The 18,023-nt window shown below is 67.9% G+C and carries 14 protein-coding genes and 1 pseudogene; 6 read left to right on the plus strand and 9 right to left on the minus strand.

The window, feature by feature from the left end:
• Positions 1–87: 87 nt before the first annotated feature.
• The 3 genes and pseudogenes from OKW27_RS14005 to OKW27_RS14015 all read right to left on the minus strand — a co-directional run.
• A pseudogene (locus OKW27_RS14005) lies at positions 88–300 on the minus strand (PLP-dependent aminotransferase family protein); the annotation flags it as partial.
• A 130-nt stretch (positions 301–430) separates the two neighbouring features.
• Entirely contained in the window at positions 431–1,150 is a 720-nt protein-coding gene (locus OKW27_RS14010) for a carboxymuconolactone decarboxylase family protein (RefSeq protein WP_429333829.1), read from the minus strand.
• Complete coding sequence (locus OKW27_RS14015; protein WP_187613541.1) at positions 1,107–1,535, minus strand: (R)-mandelonitrile lyase; 429 nt, start codon at positions 1,533–1,535, stop codon at positions 1,107–1,109. The genes OKW27_RS14010 and OKW27_RS14015 overlap by 44 nt, the downstream gene beginning before the upstream one ends.
• 114 nt (positions 1,536–1,649) lie before the next feature.
• Here OKW27_RS14015 and OKW27_RS14020 point away from each other — a divergent pair, with 114 nt between their 5' ends.
• A complete protein-coding gene (locus OKW27_RS14020) occupies positions 1,650–2,555 on the plus strand; it encodes a LysR family transcriptional regulator (RefSeq protein WP_429333830.1) in 906 nt (301 codons plus the stop codon).
• 64 nt (positions 2,556–2,619) lie between these two features.
• On the opposite strand, the gene OKW27_RS14025 is transcribed toward OKW27_RS14020, so the two are convergent.
• Together OKW27_RS14025 and OKW27_RS14030 are read right to left on the minus strand one after the other, a co-directional pair.
• On the minus strand, positions 2,620–4,605 hold the full coding sequence (locus OKW27_RS14025; protein WP_429333831.1) for an AI-2E family transporter: 1,986 nt from the start codon (positions 4,603–4,605) through the stop codon (positions 2,620–2,622).
• A gap of 142 nt (positions 4,606–4,747) precedes the next feature.
• Positions 4,748–6,028 carry a DUF445 domain-containing protein gene (locus OKW27_RS14030; RefSeq protein WP_429333832.1) on the minus strand — a complete coding sequence of 427 codons (1,281 nt, stop codon included), beginning with the start codon at positions 6,026–6,028 and terminating at the stop codon, positions 4,748–4,750.
• Between the two features lie 208 nt (positions 6,029–6,236).
• Between OKW27_RS14030 and OKW27_RS14035 the strand changes: the two genes are divergently transcribed.
• Both OKW27_RS14035 and OKW27_RS14040 read left to right on the plus strand, forming a co-directional pair.
• Entirely contained in the window at positions 6,237–7,442 is a 1,206-nt protein-coding gene (locus OKW27_RS14035; protein ID WP_429333833.1) for a metallophosphoesterase family protein, read from the plus strand.
• Positions 7,439–10,060 (plus strand): AAA family ATPase, encoded by a 2,622-nt coding sequence (locus tag OKW27_RS14040; RefSeq protein WP_429333834.1) that lies wholly within the window; start codon positions 7,439–7,441, stop codon positions 10,058–10,060. Before OKW27_RS14035 ends, OKW27_RS14040 begins: the two co-directional genes overlap by 4 nt.
• 34 nt (positions 10,061–10,094) lie before the next feature.
• Here OKW27_RS14040 and cobJ read toward each other — a convergent pair whose 3' ends face one another.
• The 4 genes from cobJ to cobG are packed head-to-tail and all read right to left on the minus strand — an operon-like array spanning position 10,095 to position 14,648.
• Positions 10,095–11,849 carry a precorrin-3B C(17)-methyltransferase gene (gene cobJ, locus OKW27_RS14045; RefSeq protein WP_429334595.1) on the minus strand — a complete coding sequence of 585 codons (1,755 nt, stop codon included), beginning with the start codon at positions 11,847–11,849 and terminating at the stop codon, positions 10,095–10,097.
• Positions 11,846–12,589 carry a precorrin-2 C(20)-methyltransferase gene (locus tag OKW27_RS14050; RefSeq protein ID WP_429333835.1) on the minus strand — a complete coding sequence of 248 codons (744 nt, stop codon included), beginning with the start codon at positions 12,587–12,589 and terminating at the stop codon, positions 11,846–11,848. Before OKW27_RS14050 ends, cobJ begins: the two co-directional genes overlap by 4 nt.
• A complete protein-coding gene (locus tag OKW27_RS14055; RefSeq protein WP_429333836.1) occupies positions 12,590–13,216 on the minus strand; it encodes a precorrin-8X methylmutase in 627 nt (208 codons plus the stop codon).
• Positions 13,209–14,648 carry a precorrin-3B synthase gene (cobG, locus tag OKW27_RS14060; protein WP_429333837.1) on the minus strand — a complete coding sequence of 480 codons (1,440 nt, stop codon included), beginning with the start codon at positions 14,646–14,648 and terminating at the stop codon, positions 13,209–13,211. The genes OKW27_RS14055 and cobG overlap by 8 nt, the downstream gene beginning before the upstream one ends.
• Positions 14,649–14,955: 307 nt before the next feature.
• Between cobG and cbiE the strand changes: the two genes are divergently transcribed.
• From cbiE to OKW27_RS14075, 3 genes are read left to right on the plus strand one after another with little or no spacing between them, the layout of a single operon-like run.
• Positions 14,956–16,179, plus strand: coding sequence for a precorrin-6y C5,15-methyltransferase (decarboxylating) subunit CbiE (gene cbiE, locus OKW27_RS14065; protein WP_429333838.1), 1,224 nt, complete (start codon positions 14,956–14,958; stop codon positions 16,177–16,179).
• Positions 16,179–17,279, plus strand: coding sequence for a cobalt-precorrin-5B (C(1))-methyltransferase (locus tag OKW27_RS14070; RefSeq protein WP_429333839.1), 1,101 nt, complete (start codon positions 16,179–16,181; stop codon positions 17,277–17,279). The genes cbiE and OKW27_RS14070 overlap by 1 nt, the downstream gene beginning before the upstream one ends.
• On the plus strand, positions 17,276–18,016 hold the full coding sequence (locus OKW27_RS14075; protein WP_429333840.1) for a cobalt-precorrin-6A reductase: 741 nt from the start codon (positions 17,276–17,278) through the stop codon (positions 18,014–18,016). The genes OKW27_RS14070 and OKW27_RS14075 overlap by 4 nt, the downstream gene beginning before the upstream one ends.
• The last annotated feature ends 7 nt before the right edge of the window (positions 18,017–18,023 follow it).

Below are 18,023 nucleotides of genomic sequence, written 5' to 3' on the forward strand. Positions count from 1 at the left end.
CAGCGTTCGCGCGCGGCTGTCCTCATTTTGGGTACAGCGCCGCGCGCGAGCGTGAGGAGTGGTAGAGACCTGGACCTTCGCCGCTCGTTAGCCGTCCAGACAGGCGCGCAAGCTCCGCGCGAGGTGGCCCGCTTCACCTGCATTGGCGATGTTTGCGAAGCCCATCACAACGCCACGCGGCGTGCTACGCGTGCGACCATTCGCGTACCAGACCGAGAGCGGCAGAACGGCGAGCCCCGCTTCGCGGGCGCGCGCCGCAACCGCGACGTCGTCGACAGGGCCATCAGGGCCGTCGACGAAGTGAAGACGCGGTCCCTAACTGATGTTTGTTCGAGCTTCCGCGGTGCCAGTGCAGCATCCGGGCCGACGAGCTTCCACCTCGGTCGGAAAAACGCGGCTTCCCAACCGGTGGACGATCCGGCATCGACGTTTATGCCGCTCGCTTCGCGAATACATCCTTGAACACGGGCATCGCCGAAAAGACGTTCGGCCAGCCTGCGTAAAAGGCGAGCTGCGTCAGCATTTCGGACGCCTCGTCCTTCGTCAGACCGTTGTCCATGGCACGGCCGAGGTGATACGGAATCTGCGCGACCTGAGCGCTGGCAACCAGGGCGCTCACCGTGACCAGGCTCCGGTCGCGTGGAGCGAGTCCTGGACGCAGCCAAAGGTCGCGGAAAAGCACATCGGTCGTGTACTGAACAACGCCGGGAGCGACCGAGCCGAAGCTTTGCTCGACCGCCTGCGCACGCTGTTGCTCTGCGACTTCGTTCAGTGGTAGCGGCTCGACTTCGGCCCGAGGGACCTGATCGATACCGATGCCACGTTCATCGAAGATACCCTTCGCGACGACAGCCGCTGTGGTCGCATTTCCCCAGCCGGAATAGAAGGCGAGGTGCGTGATCATTTCCGAAATCTCGGCAGGCTTCACACCGCTATCCAGCGCCAACCGGAAATAGAACGGCATCTCGATGGTCTGGTTGCGGGCGATGAGCACCGACAGTGTCACGATGCTCCGGTCTCGCGGTGACAGTTGCGGCCTCTTCCAGAGGCCGCCGAGCACGGTCTGGCTCGTATAACGCGCGAATGCCGGAGAAACGGGAGTGAGATCAACTTGTGACAATGGATCTTGCATGTTTCCAGTCCTTTCCATACTGCTCGTCCGTGACCTTCTCCAGCCATTCGACGTTCTTGCCGTCGAGCGCTTCCTGAATGGCGATATGTGTCATCGCGGTCGTCGAAGTTGCGCCATGCCAATGCGTGTGGCCAGGCGGGCACCAGATCACGTCACCAGCCCGGATTTCGACGCGCGGCTCGCCTTCGCACTGGGTCCAGCCACAGCCGGCCGTAACGATCAAAGTCTGGCCGAGCGGGTGGGTATGCCAGTTAGTCCGCGCTCCCGGCTCAAAAGTGACGCTCGCGCACGAAACGCGTGCCGGCGGAGGCGGAGCGTTCAGCGGGTCGAGCCGCACCGTGCCCGTAAACCATTCTTCAGGGCCTTTCTTCGAGGGCTGGAAGCCCGCGCGTTTCAATTCCATGACTGTTCCTCGTCGGTATCGTCGGGGCGATATGCCACTGCTGTTAATCTAACTCCTGGCAATTGATGCGACTAGATCACAATATCGGGATGCCCTTATGCTGTGGAGCATTAATTGAAAGAGGATTTCAACGATCTGGTCGGCTTCATGAACGTTGCGCGTGAGCGCAACTTCACGCGGGCGGCCGCGCAACTGGGAGTCTCGCAGTCGGCCTTGAGCCGGACGGTTGCCGGCCTTGAAAAGCGGATGGGCCTTCAGTTACTGATGCGCACTACCCGGAGTGTCTCGTTGACGGAGGCAGGCGAACGGCTACTGGCGGCGATTGCACCGCGTTTTCAGGAAATCGAAGCGGAGGTCGATTCCTTGCGCGCGATGACGAGCCGTCCAGGCGGAACTGTCCGGATCACGACCACCGACTACGCGGCAAACTCGTACGTTTGGCCGCGTCTGCAACCGTTGCTGCGCCAGTATCCGGATCTGAAGATTGAATTGCTCAATGACTACGGGTTAGCCGACATCGTCGCGGATCGGTACGACATCGGCGTGCGGCTAGGCGACCAGGTGGCCAAAGACATGATCGCGGTGCGAATCGCGCCTGACATGACGATGGCAATCGTGGGCTCTCCAGGCTACCTGCAATCGACCGCACCGGCGAAGACGCCGCAGGATCTAACGCTGCACAACTGCATCAATCTTCGATTGCCAACGCGAGATTCACTGCTCCCGTGGGAGCTACGGAAGGGGCGGCGAGAACTGCAGGTGCGGGTCGAAGGGCAGCTCACCTTCAATAGTGTCTACCAGATGATGGACGCAGCGCTTGGCGGGTTTGGGCTCGCGTACGTGCCCAAAGACCTGGCCGAGGTGCATGTCCGGGCCGGGCGCTTGAATTGGATGCTGGAAGACTGGTTTCCCACGTTCGTCGGACATCACGTCTATTATCCAAGTCGCCGCAAATCATCCCGGGCAGTCGAGCTTGTGGTGGACGCATTGAAGAGCGGTTATCAGCGTCGAGCGCAGTGACCGGCAAATGGCGATCACGACGCAGATTTTCACCACTGCGGTCACGGCCTCAGCCCACCCAGCCTCAGCCGGCGCTGGCCGTCTGCGACGGCTGCCGCATGGGCTGCCCAGCCGTCGCCGCGTGACATGCCTCGATCATCGCGCGGAACGTCGGCGACGCGTGCAGTTCCCCGCCCGCATCGAGTTCGACGCTGCCGTCCGGCGCGTCGCCGACGCCGACGCCGACGCCGACCACCAGCGTCGCGCGCGGCCGCCATTCGCGCGTGCGCCGCAGCATGTTGCGCAGGTACAGCGGCGACTCGGGCGCGTCGAGCGACACGATGCAGATGATCGACGTGTCCTTGAAGCTCGGCTCGTCGGCGCGTGCGCTGCGATAGCCCGAGTGCGTCGCCATCAGCGGCGCGAAGCCCTGGCGGTTCAGCAGTTGCACAGCGATCGCGGTCGTCACTTCGTCGAACGCGCCGCGGCCGGGCACGCACAACACCGCGGCCTTGCCCGCTCCGTCCGGCTGTTGCGAGCGCATGAGCAGATCGCTGCGGTATCGCTCCGTGGCACCCGCGCCCGGCGACGCCAGATCCGGCGTCCCGGCAAGCAGCGCGTTACCCGCGTCCGCCGGTTCGGCGGGCGACAGCGAATCGCGCAGCCCTTCGGCGATCTCGAGGTTCTCGACGATATCGACGAGCGCGTCGTTGATCCGCTGCAACTGGTCGGGCATCAGCACGCCGCGCTGCGCGTCGTTGCGCGCGAGCCGCAGGCCTTCGAGCGCGACCTTGTCGTAGTAGTCGATCAGCGACATCTCGCGCAGCAGCCGTTCGGCCTGCACGATCGCCTCGTGCGGATCGTCGGCGAGCAGGCGCTGATAGAAGTTCTGCGCGGGCGTCAGCGCGGGCTGATCGCCGAGCAGCACGGTCAGGAAGTTCAGCCGGTCCGCGTAGCGCCCGAGCGTGACGACGCACAGCGTGAGCGGCGTCGACAGCACGAGGCCGATCGGCCCCCACAGCCAGCTCCAGAAAATCGCCGCGACCACCACCGCGAGGGGCGACAGGCCCGAGCGATGACCGTACAGCAGCGGCTCGGCGATCTGCCCGGCGACCACGTCGACGACGATGAACAGGATCAGCGTGAGGACCGCCATCGTCCATTGCGGCTGGATCGCGGCCGCGAGAAAGAATGCGAGGATCGCCGCGATCCAGATGCCGATGTACGGCACGAAGCGCAGCAGCGCGGCGATCACGCCGAACAGCAGCGCCCCCGGTACGCCGATGATCGCGAGCCCGATCGCGATGATGCCGCCCGCGCTCAGATTCACGCCGAGCTGCGCGACGAAATAGCGTGACAGGCGCCCGGCGGCGTCGTTGATCGCGGTAGTCGTGCGGTGCAGGTCGCGCGAACCGAACAGGCTGATCAGACGGTCGCGCAAATCCTCGCGCTGCAACAGGATGAAGATGGTCACGACGAGCACGATGAAGGTCGTCTCGATCGGCGCGATGGCCGGCGTCAGCGCGCGCTGCGCGAGTTGCACCGGCGTCGGCGCGGGCTGATGAACCTCGACCTGTTGCGGCACCTGCGGCGCGTTGCGCGCGGCCCGGCCGGTCGGGCGCGGCGGCGCGGGGCGCGATGGCGCCACGCGCTGCAGCGCGCTGGCAGCGCTGCTCATCAGTGCGTCGGCGCGGCCCACGGTCTTTTCCTGCACGGTTTCGATCTTCTGCTCGATCGCTTCCTGGTACTGCGGCAGCGCGTCCGCGAGCTGCACGAGCTGCGCGCCGATCAGCGCGCCGATCGCGAGCAGCGAGGCGAGAGCGAACAGCACCGCGATGAAGATCGACGGCAACTGGCCCATATGCAGACGCCGCAGCATCTGCACGAGCGGCGCGAGCAGGAAGCTCAGCAGCACCGACAACGTGATCGGAATCAGTACCTCCCGCCCGAAGTACAGCCCGCACACGACCACCACGCCGGTGATCAGCGACACGAGGCCATGCAGGCCCGGCGTGCCCGGCGGGTAAACGCGGTTGGGCCGCCCTTGCGGTGGCGGCAGCGATATTTTCATGTAAGCAGAATTCCGGTTGGGACGCGTTGACGACCGAGCGGAGCACTGGTCGTCAGCAAGACAGATGCCCGAATTGTAGGTGGTTTGGAGGGAGGGGGCTCACGCGTGGCTGCGCGTTGAGTCGCTCGATGCGCTCGAGTCGTCAGCCGACATGCACCCGCAGCATCTCCAGCAACAGCGAACTCACATACAGCAACAAGCCGATAAATCCGCCGACGATCGTCCCATTGATGCGGATGTACTGCAGATCCTTGCCGATATTCATCTCGACCTGGTGCGACATCTCGTGCGCGGGCCAGTTCTTCACCGTATCGCTGATATGGCGTGTGAGGAACCGCGCGAAATCCGGCGCCATCGCGCGCGCCGCTTCCTCGAGGTGATCGTTCAGCGATTGCCGCAGCGCTGGATCGCGCGCGAGTTCGCGGCCGACCCACGCGCCCATCGCGGCGACACGCGCATGCAGTGCTGAATCGGCGCTTTGCAGATCGCGCTTGAGCCACGCACGCAGCTCGCCCCACATGTCCTTCACGTAGCTGCCGAAAGCCTCGCCTTCGACCAGATAGCGCTTCAGTGCTTCGCCTTGCTGCAGGAACACGGGATCGGTCTTCAGCCGCACGATCAGCGTCTGCACCGCGTGGTCGAACTTGTCGCGCAGCTCGTGCGTGGGGTTCTGCGCGATCTGTTCGAGCATACGGTTCGCGGCGCTCGCGATCGCCTCCGCCCCCTTGTCGCCGAGCCACACCGACGGCAGAAACTTCTCCATCGTCGGATACTCGCTTTTCACCCAATCGACGATGCGCGCGGCAATGAATTCGCGCGCCGGCGCCTCGCGCAGCACCGCGATCACCTGATCGATCGCAGTGTCGAGCAGTTCCTGATGGCGGCCGTCGCGCGTCAGCGTGTCGAGAATCGCGCCGAGCGATTGCGACAGATCGACCTTCGCGAGCACGTCGCGCAACCCGTCCCTGATGAAGTTCTGAATGCGCGCGTCGTCGGCCACGTCGAGGATGCCGCCGGTGAGCCGCACCACGTAGTCGCCGAGGCGCGCGGAGTTGGACGATTCGCTGAGCCACGCGGTGATGGTCTGCGCCGGATCATGCCGGCGGATCAGACCGACCAGCGACGGCACGTCGAGAAACTTGTCCTGCACGAAGTGCGCGAGGTTGTCGGCGATCTTGTGCTTGTTGCGCGGGATGATCGCGGTGTGCGCGGACACGAGCGGAATCGGCACACGGCGAAACAGCGCCGCGACCGCGAACCAGTCGGCGAGCGCGCCGACCATCGCCGCCTCGGCGACGGCCTTGATGCCGTCGACCCACAGACCGCGCGGCAGGAATGCGGCGACGACGAAAACGCAGGCGGCCGCGAGCAGCAGCAGTAAAGGCGTGCGCTTGGCCTTCTTCAGTTCGGTGGTCTTGTCCATCGGGCGCGGTTGATCGTGTCGGGCGGGGGCTGGAAAGTCGGCGGGCTCGGCCGGTTCGGTTGCAATGATGCGGTACGGCCCACGCGCGCGTCCAGCCTGGATACGCGCGCGCGCAATACGCGCCGGCGCTTCGGCAAGGTAACATTCGCGATCGGGTCCTCGGCGAAATCAACGCAAGAGGACGCAACGCAATCGCAATGGAGGCACAGTGATCAGGTTTCTGCACACCGCGGACTGGCAGATCGGCACGCAATTCGGTCAGTTCGAACCGGACGAGGCCGCGCATCTCGCCCAGGCGCGCTTCGACACGGTGCGCCGCATCGCCGAAGAAGCGGCCGCGCGCAACGTCGACGCGGTGCTCGTCGCGGGCGACGTGTTCGATCTGCAGACGGTGTCGGACACCGTGATCCGACGTTTGTTCGCCGCGCTGCAAGCGTTTTCCGGAGCGTGGATCATGCTGCCGGGCAATCACGACGCGGCGCTCGTCGAAAGCGTGTGGACCCGCGCGCAGCGGCTCGATTGCGTGCCGCCGAACGTGCGCCTCGTGCTCGAAGCCGGCGTCGTGCTGCTCGACACGTGCCGTTGCGCGCTGCTGTGCGCGCCGCTCACGCAGCGCATCACCTACGACGACACCACCGCATTCTTCGATTCCACCGATACTCCGCCCGGCTATCACCGCGTGGGGCTCGCGCATGGCAGCGTCGGCGGCATTCTGCAAGACGGCATCGATTCGTCGAATCCGATCGCACCGACGCGCGCCGCCAGTGCGCGGCTCGACTATCTGGCGCTCGGCGACTGGCACGGCCATCTGCGCGTCGACGAACGCACGTGGTACGCGGGCACGCACGAGCAGGACCGTTTCCGCGCGAACGAGCCGGGCTTCGTGCTCGACGTTACCGTCAGCGATCCCGGCGCGGTGCCGCAGGTCGACGCGGTGCGGGTCGGGCAATACCGGTGGCATCGCTGGGACGAGACGATTTCGGTGCCGACCGATGTCGATGCATTGAAAACCCGCCTCGCCGAACTCGGCGCGAATGACGTGCTGCGCATCGAGGTCGGCGGCACCGCGGCGCTCGCCGATGCCGAGGCGCTGCATGTCGCGGTCGAACAGGCGCGCGCCCGCATGCGCGCGTTGCGTGCCGATCTGGGCAGTCTGCACGTGCTGCCGACCGCCGACGATCTCGCCGAACTCGGCGCGCAAAGCGGCTATCTCGCGAAGGTGGTGGCGCGGCTGCGCGGCCTGCAGGAAGACGCGCAGGCCGATCCGCAAGAGGCGCGGCGCGCGGCCGAGGCGTTGCTGCTGCTGGCGCGTTTTCAGCGCGACCAGCGGCAACGCGATTCGCAGGCCGCACCACCCGCGCAGACGCGCGAGCGGCAGCAACCTGAAGCGCCGCGTGAAGGAGCCCCCGCATGAAGCTGCAACGTATCGCGATTCAGGAATTCAGGCAGTTCGGCGGGCAGATCGTGATCGACGATCTGCAGCCCGGTCTCAATCTGTTCATCGGCCCGAACGAGGCCGGCAAAAGCACGATTGCCGAGGCGGTGCGCACGGTGTTCCTCGAACGCTACAAGGCGTCGCATCTGAAAGACCTGTTGCCGTGGGGGCTCGCGAGCGGGCAGCCGTCGGTCGAGGTCAGCTTCGAGCTCGATGGTGTGGCGTGCCGTCTGTCGAAGCAGTTCGTGTCGCGTCAGCGTTGCGAGCTGAGGATCGGCCAGACCGTGTATAGCGAGGACGAAGCCGAAGACAAGCTCGCCGCGCTGCTCGGCTTCTCGCGCGCGGCGCGCGGTCCGATGAAAGCCGAGAACGCCGGCGTGCCGGGTCTGTTGTGGGTGCAGCAAGGCGGCACGCAGGAGATGCGCGATTCGACCGGGCACGCGGCACAGTATCTGCGCGACGCGCTCACGCAACTGTCGGGCGGCCGCGAAGCGGGCGGCGAGGACGCGCTGATCGCGGCCGTGCAGCGCGAGCTGCGGCAACTACTGACCGCGCGCACGCAGAAGTCGACCGGGCCGCTCGCCGAGGCGGAGCAGAAGCTCGCTTCGCTGATCGCGAGCCGCGACGAGCTGCAACAGCAGCGCCAGCAGTTCGACGACAACATCGCGCGCCTCGCCGCCCAACAGCAGGCATTCGACGACGCCGAGCGCAGGCGTCCGTGGGAGCTTCACGAGCAGAAGGCCGCGCTCGCGCAGCAACGTGCCGCGGCGGTCGAACAACTCGAACGCGGTCTCGAAGGGCTCGCGCAGTCGCTGAAGATCGGCGAGGCCGAACTCGCGTTGTCGGTGCAGCAGGAGCAGGGCGCGCTCGAACTGGAGGCGGCCATCGCGCGCGAACGCGAGCAGCTCGACGCGGTGCGCGTCGAGGTCGCGGCCGCGCAAACCGCGCATGCGCAGGCGCAAAGCCGTGTGGCGCAATTCGAGCAGGCATCGGCCGAGGCGAACCGCGCGCTCGAACTCGCGAACGCGGCCGTGACCGCCGCCGATCTGCGCAGCCAGGTCGATTTCTATCGGGCGGAGGGCCAGCGGCTCGAAGCGTCGATCGGCGAGGCGGACAAGGCGAACGCGGCGGTGTTGCAGGCCGCGCGAGACGCGGCGGCGCTCGAACTCGACGACGCGCAGTTCAAGCGCCTCGTCGCGCTCGACGGCGAACTGACCGTGTTGCGCGCGCGGACCGAAGCGGCGATGACGCGCATCGAGTACAGCTTGAATGGCGAGTTGAGCGTCGGCGATCAGACGATCAGCGGCACGGGCGTGCTGCATGTCGACGACGAAAAGCGCATCGGTCTCGGCAAGCTCGGCGAATTGCGCGTGATTCCGGGCGTGTCCGATCTGTCGGCGCGGTTGTCGGAGCTGGCGTCGCTCGAGGCGAAGCACGCGCAGTTGCTGCGCTCGCTCGGCGTCGCGTCGGTGGGCGATGCGCAGGCGCGTCACGAGCAATGGAAAACGCTGGTCGCGCAACAGAAGAGCCAGGCGAGGATACTCGAGGTCCATGCGCCGCAAGGCATCGATGCGTTGCGCGCGGCGCTGGCATCGACGGCGGCGCGCTTGCAGGCGTCGAGCGAGCGCCTTGCCAGTCTGCCCGACGTGTCCGCGGCGCCACCGCTCGACGACGCGCGCCGCAACGCCGACATCGCGCGCGACGCGTTGGAGACCGCGCGCAAGGTGCTCGCGCAGGCGGCGGGCGCGCAATCCAGCGGCGTTGCGAAGGCCGATTCGCTCACGGCGCAGTTGCAGCGCAAAGAAGCGCAGCTGCACGACGAAGCGTTTCGGCGCAAGCGCGCGCAGTGGCAGGCGCATATCGTCGAGCAACGCGTCAAGGTCGATGCGCTGAAGAACCAGCGCGGCGAGCGCGAGCGCGAACTCGATGCGGCGCGTCTGGACGACCCTGTGGCGGAGGCGAAGCGCTATCGCGCATCGGCGGAGCTCGCGCGCAACGAGCAGCACGAGCGTCAACTGCGGATCGCGGAGCTGCGTAGCCAGCTCGAAACGATGGGCGCATCGGGCCTCGGCGAACGGCATGCCGCGCTCGAAGCCCAGGTTCAGCAGGCCACGCGTCGCAAGGACGAACTGCGCCTGCGCGCGAGCGCGCTGAGTCTGCTCGACGAAGTGCTGGTCGACGAACGCGACGCCGCGCTCGCCCAACTGCGTGCGCCGTTGACCGAGCGGGTCGGTCACTACCTGAAGCGGCTTTTTCCGCAGTCGAGCCTCGCGCTCGGCGACGATCTGATTCCGGCGATGCTCGATCGCGACGGCCGCGCGGAACTGCTCGATGCGCTCAGCTTCGGCACGCGCGAACAGCTCGGCATCCTGACGCGGCTCGCGTACGCGGATCTCTTGCAGGCCTCAGGCCGGCCGACTCTGCTGATGCTCGACGACGCCGCGGTACACACCGATGCCGCGCGCCGCGACGCGCTCAAACGCGCGTTGATCGACGCGGCGACGCGGCATCAGATTCTGGTGTTCACGTGCCATCCGGAGTTGTGGGACGACCTGGGCGTGAGGCAGCGGGCGGTGCAGGATCTGAAGGTGGCGTGAGCGGGGCGGGCTGGTACCACCCGGTACGGTCCGCTTACTCGTACCACCGCGGCGTGTACACCCACTGCGCGCCGTGATGACCGCAAGCGAATCTTCTCGTCAGCGACGACCCGACGATCACCATCGTGCGCATATCCACATCGGCCGAGCGAAGCTCGCCGAGCGTCAGCGTGCGCAGCGTGCCGCCGGGCCGGCCGATATCGCGACCCAGCACCACCTGGGTCGATGGCACGCGATACTCCCGCACGATGTCGAGTGCCTTGTCGAGTTGCCACGGACGCGCGCGCGAAATCGGGTTGTAGAACGCCATCACGAGATCGGCTTGCGCCGCATGGCGCAGGCGGGTTTCGATGATCGTCCACGGCTTCAGGTTGTCCGACAGCGACAGCATGCAGAAGTCGTGGCCGAGCGGCGCGCCGGCCTGCGCGGCGGTCGCGAGCGCGGCCGACACGCCCGGCACGATCGATAGTTCGACGGCCGCCCATGCGTCGTTCCGGGAAGCTTCGAGCGCTTCGAGCACGGCGGCCGCCATCGCGAACACGCCGGGGTCGCCCGACGACACCATCACGACCGAGCGGCCTTCGCTCGCGAGCTCGAACGCGTGCCGCGCGCGCTGCATTTCCTCGCGATTGTCGGAGCCGTGCACGCGCTGAGCGGCGCGCAGCGGGCCGGCCATTTTCACGTAGGTGTCGTAGCCGAGGATGTCGGTCGCTTCGTTCAACGCGGTGCGCGCGGCCGGAACCATCAGCTCGGCCCGGCCGGGGCCGAGGCCGATCACGGTCAGACGGCCGCGGGCACGGCCGAGCGTCGCGGGGTCGATGGCGAGCGGGGAGAGGGCGAGCGCGACGCCGGGGTGTGCGTCGTCGTGCAGCGTTTCGTGGGGGACACGTAGCGCGGTATGCAGCAACCTTGCGGCACTCGATTCGCCCGGTTCGGCGCTTGCATCGGCGAAGCGCAGCGGCACCTCGAGAAGCGTTGCCGCTTGCGCGAGCGCCGGGTCGGCCATGCTCGTCGATGGCGCGAGCAAGGCCGCAAGCGAAAGCATCGCGAGACCCTGCGCGTTCAGTGCCGCGCGCACGCGTGCGACGATCGCGTCGGCGGCATCGGCATCGTCGCTGGCGACAGCCGCCACCACACTGCGCGGATGAATCACGAGCTCGTCTTCACGCCCATCCCACGCGCGCGGCGTCACGCGAATCGCGAGACGCGCCGACGCCGAGCGCGGCAGTTGCGCGTCGTCGAGCCACGGCGCGTCGCCTTCGATGCGCGTGCTTTCGCCCGCGAGCAGATCCGACACGAAGCGCTTGCCCTGACCTAGGTCGGCGAGCGAATAGCCAACAGGCGGATTGAGCACGCAGGTGCCGAAACGCAGCTCGCCGCTCGTCGTGATCGCGGGCTGTACGGCCAACGTTGCGGCGATGTCGCGCGCCATCACGTTGACGCCCGCGAGGCCGCCGAGCAGCGGCACGACCGCGCTGCCGTCCTCGGCGACCGCGAGGACCGGCGGCTCGGCGCCTTTGTTCGACAGCAGCGGCGCGAGGCAGCGAATCACGATGCCGGCCGCGCACAGCGCGACGATCGGCGTGCCGCGCGCATACAGCTCGCGCAGATGCGCGCCGAGTTCGCTGTACGAGACGTCGGCGTCGACGCGCCCCTGCAGCGCATGGACCTGGCAGTCCGTGGCAACGCCGGCCGCGGCTTGCGCGCCACGCTCGACATACGACGCCTGAATCCGCCGCGCGGTCGCTAGCGCGCCCGTGCCGAGAATCACGATGGCGGGCGCGTTCATCCTTGCCATTTTTGCCCCGGCACGACCAGCAGTGAGAAATACGGCGACGCCATCGGATCGACTTCCGCGAGCGGCACGATGCGCTGATTTCGCATCGTCGCGCGTTCGACGTACAGCGCGCGCTGCGCGAGTCCGAGTTCGTCGAGCACGCGCCGTACCTTGTCGAAATTGCGGCCGAGTTTCATGATGACCGCCGCGTCGGCGTCGGCCAGACGGCGGCGCAATTCATCTTCAGGCAGCACGCCCGACAGCACCGACAAGCTCTGGTTGCGATACACGAGCGGCGCGCCGAGCACCGCCGCGCCGCCGAGCATCGAGCACACGCCGGGCACTACCTCACTGTCGTAGCGCGCCGCGAGCCGGTCGTGCAGATACATGTACGAGCCATAGAAGAACGGATCGCCTTCGCAGATCACCGCGACGTCGCGGCTCGCGTCGAGATGGCCCGCGACGATTTCGGCGGCGGTGTCATAGAAGTCCGCGATGATCGCTTCGTACGACAGCGGCGGTTCGAGTGCTTCGGTGGTGACCGGATAGACGAGCGGCAGATGCTGCTGCGCGTCGTGCAGATGCGCCTCGATGATGCCGAACGCGTTGCCCTTCTTGCCCTTCGCGACGAAATACGCGACCACCGGCGCCGCTTTGAGCAGCCGCAGTGCCTTCAACGTCAGCAATTCCGGGTCACCGGGACCGACGCCGATGCCGTACAGCCGTCCGCGACTCGTTAGCTGGCTCGCCATTTATTCGACCTCCGTCGCAAGCGCGTTGACCGCGGCGGCGGCCATCGCGCTGCCGCCGCGCCGTCCGTGCACGACCACATAGGGGACGCCGCGGCTGTTTTGCGCGAGTGCCGCTTTCGATTCCGCCGCGCCGACGAAGCCGACCGGAAAGCCGAGAATCAGCGCCGGCTTCTGCGCGCCGGCATCGAGCATGTCGAGCAGATGAAACAGCGCGGTCGGCGCATTGCCGATCACGACGACGCTGCCCGCCAGATGCGGGCGCCACAATTCGAGCGCGGCGGCCGAGCGCGTGTTGCCGATTTCGCGCGCGAGCGCGGGCACGTCCGGGTGCGTGAGCGTGCAGATCACTTCGTTGTTCGCGGCCAGCCGCGCGCGGGTGATGCCTTGCGCGACCATGCCCGCATCGCACAGGATCGGCGCGCCTTGCGCGAGCGCGCGGCGGCCCGCGCTGCCGGCGCAGTCGGAGAACGCGAGGTCGTCGATCACGTCGACCATGCCGCACGCGTGGATCACGCGCACCGCGAGCTTTTCGAGGTCGGCGGGGATGCGCGCGAGGTCGGCCTCCGCGCGGATCGTCGCGAACGATTGGCGATAGATCTCCTGACCGTCGCGAATGTAATCAAGCATGTGGAGTACTCCGGGCGAGGCGCGCGAGCAGCGCGGCGGCCTCGTCGATCGTCAGTTGGGGCGCGACGCATTGGCCGAAGCCGGGGCGGCCGTCGCGTCGATAAAGGTCGTAGAGGCCGCGCGCGGCGGCGAGCAGCGTGTAGGGCGCGCGATGCGCGGCCGCGCAGGAGCGCGGACAGCCCGTCAGATGCACGTCGACGCCGGCGGGTAAGCGCTCGGCGAGTTGCAGCGCATCAGTCTTGGTGTCGGCGAGGCCCTTCGCGCAGCCGGCCGAACCGGCGCAGGCGATCACGTGCGTGATGGCCTGCGCGGGATCGCACGCGAGACCGAGTGCGATCAGCTTCGCGAGCACGGCGGGCACCGCCGTCGTCGCGATGTCGGGCAGCAGCACGCTTTGCCATGGCGTCGCGTGCAGCCTGCCGTTGCCGTGTTTTTGCGCGAGCGCAGCCAGGGCGCGCAGCGTGGCCGCATCGATCCGGCCGAGCGGTGGTTGGGCGCCGACATGCGACGTGCCGTCGCCGCGCTGCGCGTGCGCGCCGAGCCGCAGCGATGGGTCGGCGGCGATGTGCCGTTGCCAGTGGCTCAGCGATGCGTCGCGCGCGAGCGGGAAATCGACGTAGCGCTGCGCGTGCCGCAGCAGCGCGTCGGCGCAATGCGTGGCGAGCAGGTCGCGCATGCGGGTCGCGTCGGCTGCGGCGAGGTCGAGGAACGTGTGCAGCAACGCGCGCAGGAGCGCGGGCACGCGCGACGGCGGCACCGCCGCGAGCGCGCCCGTGCCGTTGGAATCGCGATGGTCGCGCCGGTTCGAGTTTTCGCCTGCCGGAGCCGGGCACCCCGCGAGGCCGAACACGAAGCGCACGCCTTCTTCGTCAGCCGACGCCGCGAGCCACACGTCATGCGGATGATCGACCCGCGCAAGCTGTTCGCCGCCGTCGAGCAGCAGCGCGAATTTCGGCGACAACGCTACCAAGCGCGCATCGCCTTGCAGCAGCGTCAGCAGTTCTCCGCACAGCGGCGTCGTGTCGATCAGCGCGTGCGGATCGCGGCCGGCGGCGGGGCTGATCATCACGTTGCGGACGTCGTCGGCGCAACTGAGCGCGCCGGCCGGTCCAAGCCCCGCGCCGATCAGCGCCGCGCTCAACGCCGCTTCGTGTCCGTTACGCACGCCGCGCAGTTGCAGATTCGCGCGATTGGTCAGCTCGGCGACGCCGTTCGCGTGCCGCGTGCTGGCATCGGCGATCGCGCGTGCCTGCGCCGCGCTCAGCACGCCGCCGGGCAGTTTGATGCGGCAGATGCCGCCGTCGCGCGCGGGGACGATGCGCAGCAACCCCGGACATGCCGAGGACCGCGGTGTCGTGACCGCGTGGGACGAAACGGTGGGAGGCGAAGCTCGATTCAAAGGGGCACCGGGTTTAGCGTCGCGCGACGGCATGGCTGCGGCCTCGCTGCATGCTGCCCGACGAGGGCCGGCGTGAACTGTGCGGCCGAAAGGCGCTTCGGGCTGACCGTAGGCAATGAAAGCGGCCATTATATCTTTACGCTGTGGCCGCAGCGCCTGTTTGCCGGCCATCGCGCGATGCCGGTGATCCCGGCGGCATGGCGCTCCGCCGCGAACCCGCGGGCCGCATGGCGGCGGTATCATGCCGACTTTCGCAACCCGCGCTCCGAGCCTGCGCAAAGCCGCATGCGTGAGCCGGTGTAATCGCTAAAGAATCGACGCAACCGATGAGGATGGATGCATGCCGGCATGGCTGACCGTAGTGGGCATTGGCGACGACGGCTTCGCCGGTTTGGGGCGGCCCGCGCGGCGTGCGTTGCTGGGCGCGTCGGTCGTGTACGGCGGCGAGCGCCATCTGGCGATGCTGCCCGCACGGCTCGCGGCGCGCCGTGCCGCGTGGCCGCGTCCGTTCGATCTCGCGCCGTTGCTCGCCGAGCGTCCGCACGCGGTGTGCGTGCTCGCGAGCGGCGACCCGATGCTGTTCGGCGTCGGCGCGACGCTCGCGCGGCAGTTGCCGGCCGGCGAGTTGCGCGTGCTGCCGGCGCCGTCGTCGTTGTCGCTCGCGGCCGCACGGCTCGGCTGGCCGTTGCAGGATGTCGCGACCGTCTCGCTGGTCGGCCGACCGCTTGCCGCGCTGATTGCGCATCTGCGTGACGGCGCGCGCCTGTTCGTGCTGAGCGCGGACGGGCGCACGCCCGCGGCACTGGCGGCCTCGCTCGATGCGCGCGGTTTCGGCGCGACTGCCATGACCGTGCTCGAACATCTGGGCGGTGCACGCGAACGGCGGGTCGATGGCCGCGCGGATCAATGGCCGGCCGGCGAGATGGCCGCGCTCAATCTGATCGCGCTCGAGTGCCGCGCGTCGGCGCATGCGCCGCGTCTGCCGCTGACCTGCGGTTTGCCCGACGACGCCTTTATCCACGACGGCCAGTTGACCAAGCGCGACGTGCGCGTCATCACGCTCGCGCGCCTCGCGCCCGCGCCCGGCGAGTTGCTGTGGGACGTCGGCGCGGGCAGCGGTTCGATCGGAATCGAATGGATGCGCGCGCATCCCACGTGTCGCGCGATCGCGATCGAAGCGAATGAAGCGCGGCAGCGCTTCGTCGAACAGAATCGCGATGCTTTGGGCGTGCCCGGGCTGCAACTCGTGGCCGGCCGCGCGCCCGACGCGTTGCGGGGACTGCCGGCGCCGCACGCGGTGTTCATCGGCGGTGGGGTGACGGAGCCCGACGTGCTCGACACCTGTTGGACACAACTGCGCGACGGCGGCCGGCTCGTCGCGAACGCGGTGACGCTGCAAGGCGAGGCGGTGCTCGCCGCATGGCGCGAGCGGCATGGCGGTACGCTGACGCGCATCGGACTCGCTCACGCGCAACCGCTCGGCGGCTTCGATACGTGGCGCCAGGCGTTGCCGATCACCCTGCTCGATGTGACCAAACCCGCCAAACCATCGGCCGATTCGTGATGCGCGACGAGACTCCCGAGCAGCCGGCGCCGCTGCGCAGCGGCTATACGACCGGCAGTTGCGCAACCGCGACGTCGCTCGCGGCCGCTCGTCTACTGCTGGCGGGCGAGCTCAGCGAGGTCGCGGAGATCGTGTTGCCGAAGGGCCAGCATGTGCCGATGCGGCTCACGTTCTGCCGCCTTGCCGCGCTGGACGGCGAGCGGATCGCCGAAGCCGGCACGATCAAGGATGCCGGCGACGATCCCGACGTGACCCACGGCGCGCTCGTGTTCGCGCGCGTGCGCCTCGTGCCCGGGCCCGGTGTGATCTTTCGCGCGGGGCCGGGCGTCGGCACGGTCACACGCGCGGGGCTCACGCTGCCGGTCGGCGAACCGGCGATCAATCCGGTCCCGCGCCAGATGATCACGCAGCACCTCGACGAACTCGCCGCGCGCCATGCGTATCGCGGTGGCTTCGAAGTGACGGTCGGCGTCGAAGGCGGCGAAGCGCTCGCGCTGAAAACGATGAACCCGCGACTCGGGATTGTCGGTGGGCTATCGATACTCGGCACCACCGGCATCGTGCGGCCGTTTTCGTGCTCGGCATACATCGCGTCGATCCATCAGGGCATCGACGTCGCGCGCGCGAACGGCTATACGCATGTGGCCGCCTGCACCGGCAACGCGAGCGAGGACGCGATGCGCGCGCACTACGGCCTGCCCGATATCGCGCTGATCGAAATGGGCGATTTTGTCGGCGCGGTGCTCAAGCATGTGAAGCGCGCGCCGGTCGAGCAACTGAGCATTTGCGGCGGCTTCGGCAAGCTCAGCAAGCTCGCGGCCGGCCATCTCGATCTGCATAGCCGCAACTCCAGCATCGATCTCGAACAACTCGCCGGCTGGGCTGCCGCGCATGGCGCCGACGCCGCGCTGCAAGCGGCGATGCGCGCGGCCAACACGAGCCAGCAGGCGCTCGCGCTTGCTCACGCGCGGCAGGTGCCGCTCGGCGATATCGTCTGTCAGCACGCGTTGGCCGTTGCTCGCGATATCGTGCCGCCGCAGGTCAGCGTCGAAATCTTCGCGATCGACCGGCAGGGCAACATCGTCGGAGTCGCGCGATGACGCGCATCCTGCTGCTCGGCGGCACCGGCGACGCGCTGAAGATCGCGCGCCGACTCGGTCCCGCGCATGTGTACAGTCTCGCGGGACTCGGCAAGGTCCCCGACGACTTGAAGTGCGCGGTGCGCGTCGGCGGTTTCGGCGGCAGCGCGGGTCTGGCGCGTTACCTCGCGAGCGAAGCGATCGGCCTCGTGATCGACGCGACGCATCCGTATGCGGCGCGGATCAGCGCGAATGCCGTCGACGCGTGCCGCGTGGCGAAGCTGCCGTGCTGGGCGCTGCGGCGTCCAGCGTGGCAGCCGCAAGCTGGCGACGACTGGCGCATGGTCGATGACTGGAACGAACTGATCGACACGCTCGCGCCGTTCAGGCGGCCGCTTTTCACGCTCGGGCGCGAACCGCTCGCGCATCTCGACGAGATTGCGCCGCATCAATTCTGGACCGTGCGCGTGCTCGACTCGCATCCGGACACCGCGCGCTCGCGCGTCCTCGCGGCGCGCGGACCGTTCACGCTCGACGGCGAACGCGCGCTGTTCGCGCTGCAGGCGTTCGACGTCGTCGTCAGCAAGAACAGCGGCGGCGCCGCGACCGAGGCGAAGCTCGAGGTCGCGCGCGAGCGCGGCTTGCCGGTGATCATGCTGCGACGGCCGGTGTTGCCCGAGGTCGATCGCGAGTTCGCCGGCGTTGCCGATCTTCTCGATGCGTTGCCCGCGCAGGCGAATGCGGATTCGGGTAAGTGAGCAAATA

The organism is Paraburkholderia sp. 35.1 (assembly GCF_050436525.1).
GTDB lineage: Bacteria > Pseudomonadota > Gammaproteobacteria > Burkholderiales > Burkholderiaceae > Paraburkholderia > Paraburkholderia tuberum.